We start from the raw sequence: 17,043 nt of genomic DNA, 5'->3' as shown, positions 1-17,043 counted from the left end.
GAGCCAGCGCCTCATCACCCTCAGCAGCGGCAGCCGGCGGCGGGGCCGGCGGTGGAGCTGGCGGCGGAGCTGGCGGCAGCGGCGTGCGTTCACCAGCCATCTGGCGCCGCGCCTGATCACGGGCAGCGCGCAAACGACCCAACACCGGATCAGGAGCAACCGGCACTGCACCAGCGGGTCGCAAACGTCCGGCCAGCGTGCCGAGCGGGCCAAAATCGCTGCGGCGCACCATCAACCGGCGGAGGGCAATATCAACCGGCAGCAAGATCAACGCTAATGACAGCAGCGGAAAAGCGATCTCTTGCGCCGAAAAGACTTGATTCAGGCGCGTAAACACCGCGGCTGGCTCGGTCACAAACCGACCCTTGGTCGTATTCGCTAGCTCAGCCAGTAAACCGGGGTTGGCCTGTGCGCTGCGATACTCTGAAGAATACGGCACGACCATCCCGGCAGTTTCTTGAATCACGACCCGATCACCGCGTGCGCCGGCAATCTGCACTAAATAGGTGCCGGGGACAGGACTTTCGAGCCGCGCCTGATACTGGTTGGGGGCGACCTGTGTCAACCGCACCTCACGCCGTGAGCCATCACCGCCGATCAGGGTAGCTGTCACCGTCAGATCATTCTGGCTTGCAGCCGTGGCAAGGCGAATGATCGTCTCGCCGCCGGCGACAGTTACCTCTGCGCGGACATCCTGCCCGCCGCGCGGCGTCAGATCTTCGATCAATTGGGCGGTAAAGCGGGGAAAACCTTCCCATGCAATCCAGTCGCGCGCCCACTTGCCTTTAGCATCGCTCAACCACGCTGCGCTCCGGCCAAGGCCAAATTGCCACGTGGCCAAAATCGGCTGCTGGTCTTCAGTGGCCAGCAGTAATTGCGCAGTATCTTTGAGCGTGCTGCCATTGTAACCATAGAGCGGCGGAATTGTGCTAATACCGGCCAGAATCGGGCTGCTGCCGTAGCGTACCGGCACAAACGGCTGCTCAATAATATAATTACCAATAGTCGTAATCGTCTCTTGGACAAAAATTTGCGGCACATCAGCCATATCAGCCGCCGGATAGTATCGTCCGCCACCCTCTGCCGCCAATTGTTGCAAATAGCTGGCCGAGCCGCTCCCGGCGGCGACGACGGTCAGCGTAATCCCCTGTTCACGCAGCCGGGAGGCAATATCGAGCTGATCACCACCGCTGCCCCAGCCATCGGTCAGCAGAATCATGTGCTTGATGCGAGCGTCAACTTGTTGCAGCATCTCTTCAGCGCGCAACAAACCGGCCCGAATATTGGTGGGGCCGCGCGGTTCGACCCCCGCCACCGCCTCCATAACCTGTTCGACCGTCGCGCCACGAGTGGCGGCAAAGGTTGGGAAAGCAGCGCCATCGAACGTCACTACACCAACCGTATCTTGCAAGCTCAAGAGCGCCGTCGCCTGCGCAATCGCATCTTTGGCAATATCGATTTTCCGGTCGGACGACGACGTTATCGGCGCATTACGATCAGGATCGGCGCAATGGCAGGCATCCATTGACCCCGACTTATCGATCACAAAAACGATCGCCAGATCGGGCCGCATTTCACGGTTGCGTACATCCATATACACCGGGAGGACTTCTTCGACGGCGGTGCGACCATAGCCGCCGACGCCAAAACTATCTTCACCGCCGATCATGAGCAAACCGCGCCCTAAATCACGCACATAACCGGGGATTGCTTGCATCAAACCGATCGGCAATGCGCGAGCCGGCGTATTCACCAGCACGAGGGCATCATAGGCGCTAAGGTCAGCCAGTGAACGCGGCGCCGCTTCCGGCGAGATCACCTCGGCCACTATATCAGCGGCGACCAACGCCGTCGCCAACGGGCGAGCATCGGCAGCGTTACGCGCAATCAACAAAACCCGCGGCGGGCCTTGCACCTTAATCAGGGCCGCAGCCTCGTTATTTTGCACTCTGCCGTCACGGGCAGCTTCCACTTGCACTCGATAGCGCCGGAACCCACTGCCCTCAACCGGCACCACAAACTCGACGCGAGTGGCGCCGGGCGACAATTCAAGCGCGCGTTCGGCCACCACGCCGGTATCATCAATCAGCCGCACCGTAGCGGCTTGGGCAACGTTACTCTCGACAGTCGCCACAATCAGCGCCTCTTGGCCGTCACGCACGCTATTGGGCGCCTCGACGCTAGCCACCAACGCCTCAGCATCAGCTTCGACCAACGTCAAATCGACAATATCGATCGGAATGCCACGGCTGGCCGCTAACCGCGCCGCATCAATTGCTCGCCCGCTATTTTCACCGCCATCAGAGAGCAAAACCAACCGTTTTTGCGCATCGGCGGGGAAGAGCGCCATGCCAAGCTGAATAGCCGACTCGATATTGGTGCGATTCGCGATGGGGATCGAGGTAATCCGGCCCAACCGGCGATCGCTATCTGGCGCGCGTTCAACCAACGCATTATCGCCAAAGACGATAATCGCCGCTTGATCGTCTGCCGGCATCTCTTGCAAGGCGGCGCGAATGAACGCCTCGGCTTGCGCGCGGGTCGAGGCCGGCATCGAATCGCTGCCATCGAGCAAGAAGACCGTCGTCAACCGATCGACCGGGCGCACCAATTGAATGCCAGCGAAGGCAAAGACCAAGGCCGTGGCGACCAACGTGCGCACGATCAGGCTGCCCCAGAACCGGAACGGTGATAGCCGGCGCGGCGCGAGTAAGGCGAGCGCGACCATGCCGATCGGCACAATGAGCAACCAGAGCGCTTCAGGATAGATAAAGGAGATATATGGCATAGGCAACCGTTTGCCGGTGAGACGTTGGTATGTGATCGTACTGGCATTGTACCGAGAATAGCCAGTAATGACAAGGCAAGACCAGCACTTTTTTTGAAGACGGCGATCTCGCCGGAAAAGTTCCGCTTATCGCAAGCACAGCGTAGGGGCACAGCGACGCTGTGCCCCTACGCTGTAACCTTTCGTGATCGCTTTACGCCCCTACCGCCTCAGCTTGCGGTTCAATTTCAATCTTGGCGCCGAGCACCTTGAGGAATTGGGCAATCCATGCCGGGTGAGCCGGCCATGCCGGCGCCGTGACGAGATTGCCATCGGTAATCGCCTGATCGGCGGGCAACTCGTGATATTCAGCGCCAATCAGCGGCAGATCGGGGCCAACCGCCGCATACGCCGTGCAACGGCGACCATTCAGCACGCCAGCGGCCGCCAAGACTTGCAAGCCGTGGCAAATCGCCGCTACTGGCTTATTGGCGGTAAAGAAGTGGCGCGCAATTTCAAGCACGCGCGGATTGAGCCGGATATACTCCGGCGCGCGCCCGCCGGGGATAACCAGCGCATCGTACTCGTGCTCATTCACGTCATCAAAGTTCTTATTCAGGGTGAAGTTGTGACCCCGCTTCTCGCTGTAGGTCTGATCGCCTTCAAAGTCATGCACCGCAGTGCGCACGAATTCACCGGCCTTCTTGCCCGGACAAACGGCATGCACCTGATAGCCAAGCGCGGCGAGCGCCTGAAACGGCACCATCACTTCGTAATCTTCGACATAGTCGCCGACGAGAAAGAGGATCTTCTTTGCCATGGCCTGCTCCTCTCTGAACGGTTAAACGAATGCAACCACCCTGTTGCTATGTTGCCGGCTAGGATGATTCTACGGTAACACGGTGTGGCGTAACTGTCAACCAGCTTCGAGCAAGCGCAGCGTCTCGGCGACCGCATGTTGCAAGGCGCTCAACAACGGATCGAGCGGCATTTGGCTTGCGGCGGCATGCTCAAGCGCCTGCGCCGCCGCTACCACCCGCACCGCGCCGACTTGGTGTGCGCCTCCCTTGAGGCGATGCACAATCCGCCGGGTCTGCTCGGTATCAGCATAGGCGATCGAGGAAGCTAACTGTTCGAGTTGCTGCTGAAACTCGCGCCGGATCAACTCGCGCGCCTTGGCGGCCATCTCAACTTGATCCTCGCCAAGCGCCGCCAGTAGTTCGCTAAAGATTTTCCAATCGATCACTTGATCACGAACGGCCGGACTCGCACTCGTAATAGGCATCATCGTTTGAACGCGCGGCTGCAAGGCTTGGTGCAAATCTTGCAACCGCACCGGCTTGTTGAGAAAGCCATCCATCCCTGCGGCCAAACACCGCTCGCGCATCCCGGCAAAGGCGTACGCGGTGAGGGCGATAATCCGCGGCTGCCGGATCTGATCACCGAGCGCGCGGATCTGGCGGGTCGCTTCTTCGCCGTCCATCTCTGGCATTTGCAGATCCATCAGCACCACGTCAAACGGATGGTGCTGAACGGCCTGCACTGCCTCGCGGCCATTCGCAACAATCGTGACGTGATGGCCCAAGACGCACAATAGATGCAGCGCTACTTGCTGATTGATCTCATTATCTTCAGCGACCAACACCTGTAACGAAGCGGAGAGTTCGGGCGTTGAAGTCTCCTCCGGCGCTGGGGCTGCCTCTGGTGCAGCAAACCACTGCACCGGCAGCCGCAAGGTAAACGTCGATCCTTGGCCCAGCTGGCTGGCCACGCTCAGCTCACCACCCATCACATGTGCTAATTTGGCGCTAATGGCTAAGCCAAGACCAGCGCCACCCCGCCGCGCGCGTTCCACGTCAAGTTGGGTAAACGGCTGGAAGAGGCGCGGTAATTGCTCAGCGGCGATGCCGATCCCGGTATCACGCACAGCGATCGTCACCTGCGGACGATCGGGATTGGGATTAGCCATATCAACCTTGACTAACACGCTGCCTCGATCGGTAAACTTGATTGCATTACTGACAAGATTAATCAAGATCTGGCGCAAGCGCGTGCCGTCAGCCATCACCAACGATGGCAATGCCGGATCAATCGCGGCGTTAAACGCTAATCCCTTCCACTCGGCGTCACGACGGAACAGGGTTATCACTGCGTCAACAATTGCCCGCAAATCAACCGGTTCAGCGACAATCTCAAGCCGCCCCGCCTCCATTTTGGACAGATCAAGCACATTATTGACAATCGCGAGCAATGCCTCGCCGCCAACCCGGATTGTCAAGGCCAACGAGCGCTGCGTTTCCGGCAAGGCGCTGGTCAAGAGCAATTCGGCGCTGGCAATGACGGCATTGAGCGGCGTACGGATTTCATGGCTGATCGAGGCAAGGAAGGCGGAACGCGCTCGTTCAGCTTGTTCAGCCGCCTCTTTTGCGCGCAAGAGATCAACCGCGATTTGCCGTTCGACGGTACTATTGCGGCCCACGATCAAGCCGCCGATGATCTGACCCGGTGTAATCTCAACCGGTAACAGGGCCGTATCGAACACTTCACGGTTAAAGACATAGTCAATATGGTAGGGAGTGCCGGCCAACACCTCATAACACAGCGGCAACAGCTCAGAGCGGTGCGGTTCGGGCAAGATATCCGGCAACAATTGCCCCTCAAGCTGCGCAGTGTTAACGCCAAACCGGGTTAATTCCGCGCCGGCAACAAGGGTGAGGCGCAGATCGGTGTCGAACATCAATACGATCGTCCCCGGCAACAGATCGGCCAGCATACGGTAGCGCTGCTCGCTGGCGCGCAAGGCCAGCTCGGTCTCTTTACTGCGGGTGATGTCTTGGAAGGTGCCGCGCAGTTTGACAATCCGCCCTGCGTCCCAGACCGGCTGGCCAATCGAGCGGATCCAGCGCAAATTGCCGCGCGCGGTGCGGAATGGCAATTCGAGATCCCAAGGCTCTCCAGTGGCAAGACAATGCCGAAACGCTTGATCGATCAGGTGATGAACCTCCGGCGGGTAGAACCACAATGCCGCTTCCGGCGAGGGTGGTTCTCCCACCGGCAACTCGTGGATGGCGAACATCTCTTCCGACCACACCATCTGCCGCGTCGTCAGATCCAATTCCCACCCACCCACACTCGCCATCTTGCCAACGGCGCGCAGCAACCGTTCGCGTTCGGCCAGCACCTGTTCAACCGTGACTTGCGCAGTGACATCGGTCTGCAAGCCGACAAACGCGACCACCTGCTCGGTCTCATCCCGCACTGGACTGATCGCGAGTTGATTCCAAAAGGGTTGGCCATCTTTGCGATAATTGAGCAAGCGGGTATGGATCGGACGCGCAGCGGCGATCGCTTCGCGAATCCGCGCCACCACCGCCCAATCAGTCTGCGGCCCTTGCAAAAAGCGACAATTACGGCCAAGAATTTCGTCCGGCCCATAACCGGTGATGACACTGAACGCCCGGTTGGCAAAGATAATGGGATAATCGGGTCCGGCATCGGTGACAACCATCCCGCTTGCCATTTCATTAACCGCAGCTAGCAGAAAACGGTTTTGCTCGCGCAACCGGGCTAGTTCCGCCTGTAAATCAGCCATCTGTTGGAAGAGGTCGGCTGATTGGGTGGGTTCATCAAAGTGAGACTGCGTCACCAAGCGCTCCATGCTAAATCTCTAGCGATACCGATGGTGATCATCGGCAGGGCAACGACGTAATCACCGCTAACCCCGCACCGTCGCTGCAACCAGCGACAAGGTACGGTTGGTGCGTTCCCATCCCATATAATTCGTCAAGACGTACCGTCAAGAGACCTTATTCCATCATACCATTCTTAGCCTTGCTTTTATAGCGCAACTTCGCAGGTATAACGATTGGCTGCGTCTTACATCATAGCAAAGGTGCGCAGACACCTCAATCATCGCAGAGCCTGCATGGAGGCGCATCGTTTTTGTATCACCCCCGGTGCGCATGAGCATACCTTAACCATCGCATAAACGGTTGGATTGGCAATGGTTGAGCCATAAATACTGCGAGGGCGACGCCAGCGTCGTCCTCACCACCATCATCGCTCTTCAGAGAGCAGTGTCTGTCAATGTAGAGACGCAGCTACCCGACGTCTCTACCAGCCTAGTTGCTGATGCCAGCTAATCCGCCGACATATGATCGAAACCCGCTTCTACCGATTCATACCGATCACGGGGCGACCATTCTTTCTCTTCCACGATCAGCTCAATCGTTTTGAGACGACGACCCTGTTCGGCATCGTAGCGATAACGCACGCAGACGAGGCGATCGCCATACATTGCCTGCAACTTCTTGGTTCCACGTTGGCCGGGTTTCAACTTCAGACGAGTGCGCATGAGTGGCTCCTATGGATGTCTGTAATGCCTGCTTTCTCGCACTATAACTGATGGGTCATACGAAATTGTTACCAACACGTTAAAACGTACCAGAGCTAGCGGTGTGCTACTTGGCCAATCCTGCCAGATCAATATGGAGCGGCGGTTCGTTTTCGATCCGTTCGACCAGAACCGCCAAGGATCGCGGCTGAATGTGATACATCTGATCGGTCACCCGCAGCGGATCGTGCAGGTTGGGTTGGGCGGTATCGATCACGACGTTCCATTCGGCATCGTCAGGCCAATCGGGCAAGATGAACGGCACCGCTTCATCACTGGCGTTAATCAGCACCAGTAACACATCATCGCGCATCGGTTCGCCCCGTTCGGTGCGATCGTCAATCACCGCCCCATTGAGCAAGAGACCAATACAACGCAGATCAGGTTGCTGCCACAACTCGGCGCTCACCTCTTGGCCATCAGGACTGAGCCACTCAACGTCGTACTCGGCATTGCCGAGACTGCCGGCGAAGAAATGGCGCCGGCGCAAGACTGGATGCGCGCGGCGGAAGGCGATCACGCGCTGGGTGAAGTCTAGCAGGAGTTGCGCCTCCGCATCAGGCCGCCAATCCACCCACGAAATCGGGTTGTCTTGACAGTAAGCGTTGTTGTTGCCCTGCTGCGTGCGCCCGCGTTCGTCACCCGCCAAGAGCATTGGCGTGCCTTGCGATAAGAACAGGGTGGCGATGAAATTCATCATCTGGCGCAACCGCAACGCGCGGATGTCAGGATCAGCGGTTGGCCCCTCTATGCCGCAATTCCACGAGTTGTTATGGGTATCTCCATCACGGTTCGCTTCGCCGTTGGCCTCGTTGTGTTTCTCGTTGTAGGAAACGAGATCGCGCAGGGTGAAGCCATCGTGAGCGGTGACAAAGTTGATCGAGTGATAGGGCCGGCGACCGTTGTGCTGGTAGAGATCCATCGACCCCATAAAGCGCGAAGCGAACTCGGCGGCTTGCCCAGCATCGCCCTTCCAGAAGCGGCGAACCGTATCGCGGTAGCGTCCATTCCACTCGGCCCACGGTGACGGAAAACGCCCCACCCAATAGCCATCAAAACCGACATCCCACGGTTCGGCGATCAGTTTGACGCGCGCGAGCACCGGGTCTTGCCGCACCATGGCAAAGAAAGGACTTGGCTGATCCGAACCGGCAGGGCCACGGGCCAACGTGCGCGCCAAATCAAACCGGAACCCATCGACATGCATCTCGGTCACCCAGTAGCGCAATGAGTCGAGCACCATCTGCAAGGCGCGCTGGTTATTCATATTGAGGCTGTTGCCGGTGCCGGTATCGTCGAGGTAGTAACGCGGCTGATCGGGCACTAACCGGTAATACGACGCATTATCAATCCCGCGGAAACTCAGGGTGGGGCCGAGATGGTTGCCCTCGCCGGTATGGTTATAGACGACATCGATAATCACTTCGATCCCGGCGGCGTGCAACGCTTTGACTAGGTGCTTAAACTCATTCACTTGCGCCTGCGGAGCGCGCTGGCTGGCATAGCGCGGTTCCGGGCTAAAGTAGTTGATAGGCTGGTATCCCCAATAGTTGGTCAGGCCGCGATCGGCCAGAAACTGATCGGTAATGAAAGCCTGCACCGGCAAGAGTTCGACTGCCGTGACCCCTAACGCTTTGAGGTACGCGATGATCGAAGGCGAGGCAAGGCCGGCGTAGGATCCGCGCAAGGCTTCCGGCACTTCCGGGTGCAGTTTGGTAAACCCCTTGACGTGCAGCTCGTAGATCACCGAGTCGGCCAACGGAATATCAGGTGGCCGATCATCACCCCAATCAAAGTGCGGATCGATCACGACTGAGCGAGGCACATACGGCGCACTATCGCGCTTGCCAATCGTCAGATCGCCGTAAGGGCTGTCAACGCGATAACCGTAGTTGGCCTTATCCCAACGCAATTCGCCATATAGGGCGCGCGCATAGGGATCGATCAGTAATTTATACGGATTGAACCGATGACCCTGTTGCGGCGTGTAAGGGCCATAGACCCGGTAGCCATAAAGCTGGCCGGGGCGCAAACCGGGAATATAGGCATGCCAGACATCATCGGTGCGTTCGGGAAGGATCACCCGCACCGCCTCACGCGGCGCAGTTGGGCTATCGAAGAGGCATAACTCAACCCGAGTGGCATGGGCCGAAAAGAGGGCGAAATTTACCCCCTCACCGTCCCACGTTGCGCCGAGCGGATACGGACGGCCCGGCCAGACATCGGTGACATGCATGATCACAACCTCCGTAAAACAAGCAGGCAACGAGCAAGCCGGCCACCAATAGCCTCCTGCACGCTGCCTTGCGAAAGAGCTACGCGAGTGTGGTTAGTCGTTCTCTTTCCGTTCCCGCGAACGGAAGACGATAACAATTGGCGTGCCCTGAAACCCATACCGTTCGCGCAGCCGGTTTTCGAGGTAACGGGCATATGACCAATGCACTAACTCACCGTCGTTAGCGAAAAAGAGAAAGACCGGCGGTTCGGTTTGCGGTTGTACTGCATAGTACAACCGCAAATGCGCGCCCTTCTTGACGGCCATCGGCGGTTGTTGCAACACCGCTTCCCGCAAAAAGGCATTCAACTCGCTGGTCGGCACCCGCTTCTGGCGTTGCGCATACACTTCGCGAGCATAGTCGAGCAGATGGCTAACGCGCTGGCCAGTTAGCGCCGACACGAAGACGATTGGCGCGTAATCGACGAACTTAAAGGCTTCACGCACCCGCTCTTCAAACTCGTAGTATGTATGCGAATCTTTGACGACCGCATCCCACTTGTTGACCACAAGGATGATGCCTTTTTTCGCTTCGACCACCATCCCGGCAATATGGGTGTCTTGAGCAGTGACACCTTCAGTAGCATCGATCAGCAGCAGCGCCACATCGCACCGTTCAATCGCGCGCAACGTGCGCAAGACGCTATATTTCTCGATCCCGCGTTCGATCTTGCCGGCGCGGCGAATGCCGGCGGTGTCAATCAGCGTGATCGGCTCGCCGTGATAGGTGATCGTGGTGTCAATCGGATCGCGGGTGGTGCCGGGGACGGGGCTGACCACGCTGCGCTCTTGGCCAAGCAACCGGTTGAGCAACGAGGACTTGCCGACATTGGGCCGGCCCACAATCGCCACCCGCAGATGGCGCTCTTCCGCTTGCTCAAACGTCTGCGGCGGGAAATGCTCGGTCAGCCGGTCGAGCACATCGCCGGTGCCTAAGCCGTGAAAGGCGCTCATCGGGATTGGATCGCCGAGATTGAGCGCATAAAACTCAACCGCATCGAGCATACGCTCTTGGCTATCGCACTTATTTACGGCCAACACCACCGGTTTGGCGGTGGTGCGCAAAATAGCGGCAACCTCAGCATCAGCCGCGGTAAGACCATCACGGCCATCAACCATAAAAATGATGGCGTCGGCCTCGGCGATCGCGTGTTCGGCTTGAGCGCGCGTGCGGCGATTGATCTCTGCCTCAGGCAGTGTTAGATCGTCATCGCCAAACAGAATGCCGGCGGTATCGACCACCGTAAACTCACGCCCGTTCCAAAAGGTATCGCCGTACAAACGATCACGGGTCGTACCGGGAATATCTTCAATAATCGCGCGGCGCTCGCCGATCAAGCGGTTGAAGAAGGTTGATTTACCAACATTCGGGCGGCCTACGATGGCCACAATCGGTTTTGTCATAACTCCTCCCGGACGCTGACAGAGATGCGTCCTCCGGGTTCTATTATAGTGGGTATTGGGCGCAAGTTGGCAGCAGGTTGCGATTGAGCAGGGCGATTATGTTTTTTTACCGCAGTGGTCGCAGAGGATGATCATCATTTTTTCACCCCTTTGCGCCCTTTGCGGTGATCATCTGCTGCGGCTTAGCCGCATGGATGCCGTGGCATTGTAGCGGAGACGGACATCCGTCCGTCTCTACTGGCCCCTCCCTGTCTCCCTCCCCACTGGGGGGAGGTGGACGACTCCCTCCCCCAGCGGGGGAGGGCTGGGGTGGGGGCCGATCATCGCTGCGGATGATAATTATTCCTGACCACCTTGCGCGCTTTGCGTTTCTTCGCGTCGTTGCGTTGATCATCCTCTGCGTTTCTGCGCGTCTTTGTTAGACGGTCTCGGTGGAGCAACAAAGAGTTGCGCCACTTCAGATACACTTAGCAATGACAGCAAAGGTGTGGCATAGAGGCTATCGCGCTGTGTGGAGAGGACATCTCATGATTGACGCACTCCTCGGCATTCTGCTCTTCCAACTGATCGGCGAAGTGTTAAGCCGCGGCCTCAACCTGCCGGTGCCCGGGCCGGTGGTCGGCATGCTGCTGCTCTTTGCCATCTTGCGCTGGCGCGGCGGGCCGCCCGAAGCGCTCAGCAATACGGCCCACGGCATTTTAGCCAACCTCCCGCTCCTGTTTGTGCCGGCAGGCGTGGGGGTGATGATTCACCTGCCCTTGCTGGCCCGCGAAGGAGCGCCTTTGTTGGCGGCAATTGTGGTTTCGACGTCAATAACGTTACTGATAACCGGTCTCACCGTCCACTGGCTGCGCCGGAGAAAGTGATGGCACACGATGGATGATCGCATTTTCTCGATCTGGGTCTACCTTGCCCAAACGCCATTGCTCTGGTTAACGGCGACCATCGCCGTCTATCGGGCAATGACACTGATCAGCCGCCGGTTTGGTTCGCCGCCGCTACTCAATCCGGTGCTGCTCTCGATTATCGCGCTGGTCAGTATTTTGCTGCTGACCGGCACCCCTTACGCTACCTATTTTGACGGCGCGCAATTTGTGCATTTTCTGTTGGGACCAGCAACGGTGGCGCTGGCCATTCCATTGTATGAGTCAGAGCGCACGTTGCGCCGCATCTTCTGGCCGGCGCTAGCCGGTCTCGTCGTTGGTTCGGCGACCGGCATCACAGCGGCGGTGCTTGCCGGGAGACTGGCGGGGCTTTCCGAGCAAACATTACGCTCGCTGGCGCCGAAATCGATCACCACACCGATCGCGATGGGCATCGCCGAGCAATTAGGCGGCCTGCCGTCGCTAACGGCAGTGATCGTGATCGTTACCGGCATGATGGGGGCGTTGTTTGGCTGGGAGTTACTCGGCCTTGTTGGCGTGCGCGACGACAGCGAGCGCGGCTTTGCGCTGGGGTTGGCTTCGCACGGCCTTGGCACCGCGCGCTCGTTGCAATTCAGCAGCGAGGCCGGCGCGCTGGCTGGTCTCGCGATGGGATTAAACGGCGCAATGACCTCGCTGCTCGCGCCGTTGCTGGCGCGCTGGCTGGGTTTATAAGGGTAAGACGGACGAACGGCAGCACGCACCCTGATGCAGCGAGCTGGCGCTCACCGGCATGTTGGCGGCGAAGTGGCGGCAGGTTTGAAACCTGCCGCTACAGGCGCTCCATCGTGCCGTCAGGCAACCAACGGATGCGCACGCCGTTAATCTCCGTCCAACTCTCTAAATCTTCTTCCTCTTCCTCCTGCGGGACGAGCACCGGGCCACGATCCTGCGACCAGAGGATCAGTTCGTCAATTGTATACCAGCCGGCGCGGTAATGCACCTGATCGGCCGGGTTCAGCCAGAAGCGAATCTGGCCATCCATCCATTGCCAACGCTCAAGCGAGCGCCACTCCTTGCCCTGATCGCTCAGGACGACCTTGACCTCCTCCAACATGCGCAACAGTTCGGGCAGCGAACGCGGCGTACCGTAGCGCAGTTGCAGCAGGCGCTGGTTAATCGCGTCCCGCAGTCGTTCGAGCTCAGGTATGCTCAAACGGTCTAGATCGAAGTCAGTCACTGCGGCTTCCTTTCCCGAGTGTCGATCCGGTATGTGCCCCTTGGCACGGGACCGGCCCGCTTCGACACCCCTAAACAGAGTCCATGAGAGTGGGAGCGCGCACTGCGGTGTGCGTTGATCGCCTGCCTGTCCCCCACATGTATGATACCCCAATTTTGTTACAAGATCCTTTCCATGTGGGGGGGGCCGCAGCGATTTTTGTTCCTGCAATAATAACGCAAATCGGCGCGGCAGAGTTGCAGGTTTCACCACTGCGAGCTTACATTTCAGTCATTTCTCAGGTTGGGTGGCGAGTTCGAGCGCGTTGAGCAACCGCATCGCTTCATCAGCGCTTGTGCCGCACATCTCAGGGTGCGGTCGCAGCCGGACGCACACTGCCGGACGTTCTGGTTTGCCGTACAGCGCGCAGCGATTGTCTGCCGTTAACTGGACACAGCGCACTCCCGCCGGTTTGCTATGCGGCATACCCGGGATCGGTGACGAGATCGAAGGAGCGATGCAACAGGCGCCGCACCCAACCCGACATTCCATCGCATGCTCCCCTCAGCCAGAGCGTATCGTTTCAGGGCAAGAATGTCACCCCTCCGCGATCCGTTCGATCCGGAACCCGCTGATCTCACGCCCGCGCGCTGCCCAACGCCGGTGATAGTGCGACTCAAAGACGGCCAACTCGCTTGGCGAGGCCGGTCGCGCGCGTAACGCCGGGAAATTGGACAGCAGCTCTTGCATCAGTGCGAACAGGTCGGGGTGGTCGGTAAGAAAGCTGAGATAGCCGCTGGGTACAAGCGCGCGGGCAGCGCATGCCAGCATCTGCGGCGAGACGAGCAACTGGTTCCGTTGCCGGTTGCGCAGCAGTGGTGGCGGGAAATGGAGAATGATCGTTGCCAACGCCGCATCAGGAATGCGCTGGTAGAGCAGCCGCGCATCGGCGTGAAGAAAGAGAATATTGGCGAGATTCAGCATCGTGGCCCGTTCCACCGCCCGGTAGAGCGGTTTGGCCACAATATCGACGCCAACGAAACACGCGTCCGGCTGCGCTGCCGCCAGTGCGCACAGATACTCGCCGGTAGCGCACCCGAACTCAAGCGTCAACGGTGCGCTGCGCCCAAACAAGCCTTCGGCGCTCAGCGGCGGAAAGCGTTCCGGCGTATGGTACAGCGCGTGCGCCGGCCACGAACGATAATACCGCTCCGCCAACTCTGGCGGCGGCGCAGTGACTTTTAACCGAGCAGGATAACGACCGCGACCCATAGGTGATTGGCAGATAGCAAACTGCGCAGGCGTATATGAAATATACGCTTCTAATACGCAGTTTACCTTCACATCATAGCTGATCTTGCAAACGCAACAAGGCGAGCGCTATGACAGTCGCCCACGCCAACACTTTAAACTCACCGGCAGCCAATGCCTGCCGCACTTCATCCACCGTCAGCAAAACCAATTCTTGCGCTTCGAGATCATCGCTCTCACCCTTGCCGACAAAGGTCGCTCCCCAAGCAAGGTAGAGATGGGCCACACCAGCGCCGCGGTTGCCATCAACGGTATAACGGCCCAGATGTTCCCACTCAGATGCAGCATAGCCGCTCTCTTCACGCAATTCGCGCTGCGCCGCCAGCAACGGATCCTCACCCGGTTCGAGATAACCTCCCACTGGCGCCAGCGACAATCCCTCGACAGCATACTTCTCTTGGCGGAAGAGCACAAAGCGATGGTCGGCAGTGATAGCCGCCACATTCACATATTCCGGCGTAATCACCCATTGCCAATTCGGGATCTCACGGCCATCGGGCAACACCACATGATGCCGCTCAACGGTGAGGAACGGCGGATGATGAAGCAAGACTTCTCGTTCGCGCACATGCCACGCCGGCATAAAGCTATCCATCTCTTTCATGTAGACGCGGTATCAACAACTGGGTGACAGTCCCACCAGCCGGATCGGCCATGATCCGCAGGTGGCCATGATGAATGCGCGCCGTCTGGCGGGCAATGGCTAGCTCGATCGTATGGGCGCGCTGCGTTTGCGCCGAGACAGTTTGCAGATCGGTATTAGGCGGCAGACCGGGATCGGCGATCTCGATCCAAACGAAGCGTTCATCGGCGCCGCTGGTCACGCGAATCACCCCGCCATGCGGCAATGCCTGCGCGGCGGCAGCGATCAGATTGACCAACGCGGTATGCAGCAAGCTCGCTTCGCCGGCAGCCAGCGGCTGCTCAGCGATCTCAGCAATCAGCGCAATATTATCGCGTCGTATTATGTCACGTTCAGCGACCGTGACTGCCGCGCGCGCAATCGCGGCCAAATCCACCGGCTGGGCCGGCAACTGCTCAAGCTGCACGAAGCGTTGCAACCGGCGCGCACTGGCCGCACCAATCTCGGCTGCGCTCTCGATCATCTGCAAATCAGCGACTTGATCCCCGACCACATCAAGTTCGAGCAACTGCGCGCGTCCTAAAATGACCGTCAAGAGATTATTGATATCGTGGGCAATGCCTGCCGCCGCCAAACCGAGCACCCGTGCTTGCTGGATGGCCGGATGGGTGACAGCTAACGCCAGCTCGATAAATGCAGCCTCATCGGGCCAGAGCGGGCGTGAACGGCCAGTGATGTTCAGCGCGTCGCTCGTCAATGCCTGCGCATCAGTCGCCGGTTGGAAAGTAAGACCAAGACACGCCTTGAACACCTCAGCCAGCAACGCGCTGCGCTCTTCGCCGGCAGCGTAGCGGGCCTTGATCTGCAAGAGCATGGAGTGCCAAATCATCTGCCGCGCTGCGCTCCGCCGGGCATGGATGACATCAACCCATGGCGCCAGTTGATCAAGCAACGCTGGCGCGACCGGCGTCGCATCCAGCACAATGAGGCCGCCACACACGCTGCCGCGCGCAATCAGCGGTTCCCAGCACCCATCCATCCCCACCCATTCACCTAACACTGGCAGCTCTGTTAGCGACGTCCGGCTCGCCGGGAATGGCCAGATCGGCGCTGGACGCGCCGCCCCGCCTGCTACCGGCCATGCCACCGGCCCGATGATCAACCACGTGGGTGGGGGCAACCATTGGGCGAGCACGCCACACAATCCCCGTTCATTCACCGTTAGCGGCGAGAACTGGCTCAAGGCGATATACGGCTCGGTGACTGAACGGTGAGCATCGTGCGTCATATAGGCAGCTTACTCAGCCTCATCATTCGCTGCGGCTGAGCGCCATGCCGCGCAGGTCGCGCAACCGCTGCACGACAAAGACCACGGCGGCAATCGCCAACACTACCAGCACCAGTTTCTGGTACTGGTCAACAATCTCGATCACGAATTCCCAGTTGGCGCCCAAGATCACGCCGCCAATGGTGAGCAGCGACGTCCAGATGGTCGAACCGATCGTGGTAAAGAGCAAAAACCGGCCCATCGGCATGCGGTTCATCCCTGCCGGCAGCGAGATCAAGCTGCGAATGATCGGGATCACGCGCCCGCCGAGCACGATCACATCGCCGTGGGTGGTAAAGGCATGGAGCGCCTTATCGAGATCCTGCTCAGACAGCAGGAAGAACCGGCCATAATTGCGGAAGAAGGGCCGCACGAGCGGCTCGCCAGCCAGCATCCCAATATAGTAGAGCACAATTGCGCCTAAGACTGAACCGAGCGTGCCGGCGCCAATCGCCAAAAAGAGATTCATCTCGCCGCGCCCGACCAAGAAGCCGGCGAAGGGCATGACTAATTCAGAGGGGATCGGGGGGAAGAGATTTTCGGCTAGCATCACCAGCGTAATGCCGGGATAGCCGATGGCTATGATAATGCTTTCAATCCAGAGCCCAAGCTGTTCGAGGATGCGACCCATGCAGACGTTCTCCGTATGGCTGTGTGCTAGTGCGCCAAGCTGCGCTTCAGGTATGGTAGAGGATCGCTGGGCCGGCGTCAAGTAGGAACTATAGAGACGGACGGCTGTCCATCTCAGGCGCAAAGGGAGCAAAGGCGCAGAGAATGATACACGCAAAGGCGCGAAGAGCGCAAATGGGCGCAGAGGTTTTGTGGGTTGCCCCCACCCCCAACCCCTCCCCCGCTGGGGGAGGGGCAGCCCTCACCCCCAGCCCCGCTCCCGCGCTAGCGC

General features: G+C 59.0%; 14 protein-coding genes. 2 read left to right on the top strand and 12 right to left on the bottom strand.

The features are described from left to right. From U9R81_RS11360 to der, 6 genes are all read right to left on the bottom strand, one after another. Positions 1-2,788 (bottom strand): VWA domain-containing protein (locus tag U9R81_RS11360; RefSeq protein ID WP_322495566.1); only part of this gene is annotated, 2,788 nt, incomplete at its 3' end. Between the two features lie 193 nt (positions 2,789-2,981). Further along, positions 2,982-3,587, bottom strand: coding sequence for a DJ-1/PfpI family protein (locus U9R81_RS11355; RefSeq protein ID WP_322495565.1), 606 nt, complete (start codon positions 3,585-3,587; stop codon positions 2,982-2,984). 96 nt (positions 3,588-3,683) lie between these two features. Further along, a complete protein-coding gene (locus U9R81_RS11350) occupies positions 3,684-6,413 on the bottom strand; it encodes a hybrid sensor histidine kinase/response regulator (RefSeq protein ID WP_322495564.1) in 2,730 nt (909 codons plus the stop codon). Positions 6,414-6,905: 492 nt separating this feature from the next. Next, on the bottom strand, positions 6,906-7,121 hold the full coding sequence (locus U9R81_RS11345; RefSeq protein ID WP_322495563.1) for a hypothetical protein: 216 nt from the start codon (positions 7,119-7,121) through the stop codon (positions 6,906-6,908). Between the two features lie 106 nt (positions 7,122-7,227). Then, positions 7,228-9,396, bottom strand: a complete 2,169-nt coding sequence (gene glgX, locus U9R81_RS11340) for a glycogen debranching protein GlgX (RefSeq protein WP_322495562.1) — start codon at positions 9,394-9,396, stop codon at positions 7,228-7,230. A 93-nt stretch (positions 9,397-9,489) separates the two neighbouring features. Then, positions 9,490-10,839, bottom strand: a complete 1,350-nt coding sequence (der, locus tag U9R81_RS11335; RefSeq protein ID WP_322495561.1) for a ribosome biogenesis GTPase Der — start codon at positions 10,837-10,839, stop codon at positions 9,490-9,492. A 527-nt stretch (positions 10,840-11,366) separates the two neighbouring features. Between der and U9R81_RS11330 the strand changes: the two genes are divergently transcribed. Both U9R81_RS11330 and U9R81_RS11325 read left to right on the top strand, forming a co-directional pair. After that, positions 11,367-11,705 (top strand): CidA/LrgA family protein, encoded by a 339-nt coding sequence (locus tag U9R81_RS11330; RefSeq protein WP_322495560.1) that lies wholly within the window; start codon positions 11,367-11,369, stop codon positions 11,703-11,705. 9 nt (positions 11,706-11,714) lie between these two features. Beyond that, entirely contained in the window at positions 11,715-12,437 is a 723-nt protein-coding gene (locus U9R81_RS11325; RefSeq protein ID WP_322495559.1) for an LrgB family protein, read from the top strand. Positions 12,438-12,534: 97 nt separating this feature from the next. Here U9R81_RS11325 and U9R81_RS11320 read toward each other — a convergent pair whose 3' ends face one another. The 6 genes from U9R81_RS11320 to U9R81_RS11295 all read right to left on the bottom strand — a co-directional run bounded on the left by U9R81_RS11320 (position 12,535) and on the right by U9R81_RS11295 (position 16,773). Further along, entirely contained in the window at positions 12,535-12,942 is a 408-nt protein-coding gene (locus U9R81_RS11320; protein WP_066791535.1) for a hypothetical protein, read from the bottom strand. Between the two features lie 270 nt (positions 12,943-13,212). Then, the gene (locus U9R81_RS11315; RefSeq protein WP_322495558.1) at positions 13,213-13,473 is read right to left on the bottom strand and encodes a YkgJ family cysteine cluster protein; all 261 of its coding nucleotides are present in this window, start codon (positions 13,471-13,473) and stop codon (positions 13,213-13,215) included. 45 nt (positions 13,474-13,518) lie between these two features. Beyond that, complete coding sequence (gene trmB / locus U9R81_RS11310) at positions 13,519-14,193, bottom strand: tRNA (guanine(46)-N(7))-methyltransferase TrmB (protein ID WP_066791719.1); 675 nt, start codon at positions 14,191-14,193, stop codon at positions 13,519-13,521. A 73-nt stretch (positions 14,194-14,266) separates the two neighbouring features. Continuing rightward, positions 14,267-14,815: an NUDIX hydrolase gene (locus U9R81_RS11305; RefSeq protein WP_322495557.1), complete on the bottom strand. Its 549-nt coding sequence runs from the start codon at positions 14,813-14,815 to the stop codon at positions 14,267-14,269. Between the two features lie 4 nt (positions 14,816-14,819). Then, positions 14,820-16,103, bottom strand: a complete 1,284-nt coding sequence (locus U9R81_RS11300; RefSeq protein WP_322495556.1) for a HAMP domain-containing sensor histidine kinase — start codon at positions 16,101-16,103, stop codon at positions 14,820-14,822. A gap of 22 nt (positions 16,104-16,125) precedes the next feature. Further along, positions 16,126-16,773, bottom strand: coding sequence for a DedA family protein (locus tag U9R81_RS11295; RefSeq protein ID WP_322495555.1), 648 nt, complete (start codon positions 16,771-16,773; stop codon positions 16,126-16,128). Positions 16,774-17,043 lie beyond the last annotated feature (270 nt).

The sequence above is a fragment of the Chloroflexus sp. genome, from assembly GCF_034435895.1.
Classification (GTDB): domain Bacteria; phylum Chloroflexota; class Chloroflexia; order Chloroflexales; family Chloroflexaceae; genus Chloroflexus.
This window is presented reverse-complemented; position numbering and strand designations above follow the sequence as displayed.